At 36.8% G+C, this 1,222-nt stretch carries 1 protein-coding gene; it reads right to left on the bottom strand.

What is annotated here, in order from left to right; all coding sequences use genetic code 11:
- The coding region (locus tag LZ24_RS17010) for a hypothetical protein (RefSeq protein WP_144686899.1) at positions 1 to 230 on the bottom strand (230 nt) is incomplete at its 3' end.
- Positions 231 to 1,222: the final 992 nt, after the last annotated feature.

Below are 1,222 nucleotides of genomic sequence, written 5' to 3'. Positions count from 1 at the left end.
TTATCATAAAGACCGATAAGAAAATCTTCGTTACTCATGCCACCAAACCGGGCATCTTCACCATAATTAGAAAGGCCGCCACTAAGGCCGCCTACATTAAGCATGGCCTCTGCTACCTGAGGACGGGTTGTAAGACCCTGATCACGCCACATCTGAAGCTCATCAAGCTCAGGGGCTTTTCCATAAATACCAGTAAACAACTCAATGTAATCTTTCGCTGCAAGACTCATAGTGAACCTCCCTCTTATGGCTGCAAAGGCCATAAGAAGGAGGCACTATTCATATCATCCAAAAAAACTCAGAAGAAATTTACAATTCTTTATTTCAATTTTCCATACATGCTTGTTTTAATATCAAATTAGATTTTTGCATTTTCTGAATCAAAATACACATTAAAAAACATCAGACTGCATAAACAACTAAATCCAGCACAATAAAATTTAACAAAGTAAAGAAAAAAATATGCTTTCAAGAATGCACAGATTGTCATGATAGATCAGAGACAACAAACCCTCTAAAAACAACACAGGCACACATAAAACACTAAACTTGCACTACGAATATTTGAATCATAAATCTTAACAGTTCAAAAAAAGCAGAGCAAATAAAACAAAAGGACAAAATTCCACAATTACAAACCTTGCAATAATTGCGTACTCGGAATGAAAAAAACAAACTATTCTACACATGAAACCCAGAATAGATAAAAGGAAAATTTAAACATCAATAATCAAACCAGAAAAAAACAGCACCCAATGCTTATTTACAGACATCTACCAATAAACAAAACAAAATAGCTTTTTAAATATCAGAAACTAAAAATGGATTAAAGCCATAAAAATCAAAAAACCCTTTTAAAGGACTCACTTGCAACTAAAAACAGATCAGAGGCAAAATGTAGAATAAAAGCCATAAAACTGTACTGCCAACCTAAAAGGTATCAGACTTTAAGGCAGGCTTAGACCAGTACATCCAGACACAGAACAAACAAGCAGCAAAGCACCTCAAATAGCCAGAATTGCCACACAGATCTTTCCTGTAGCCCTCTGAGTAGTTACCCTCCATTCTTAATTCCGTAGGCTACCTGTAAAACTTTAAGCGGTTTTTTGCCTGTCTGAATGATCCTGATATCCCATCGACAGGGTGCATGACTCTGGATGTTCGGCTATAGGTTGTCCTTACTCCACGGTGTCCTCCCATGGTTCATTGAGCCTGATAGCTG

Origin of the sequence: Desulfobotulus alkaliphilus (genome assembly GCF_007830435.1) — a bacterium.
Taxonomy (GTDB): Bacteria; Desulfobacterota; Desulfobacteria; order Desulfobacterales; family ASO4-4; genus Desulfobotulus; species Desulfobotulus alkaliphilus.
This window is presented reverse-complemented; position numbering and strand designations above follow the sequence as displayed.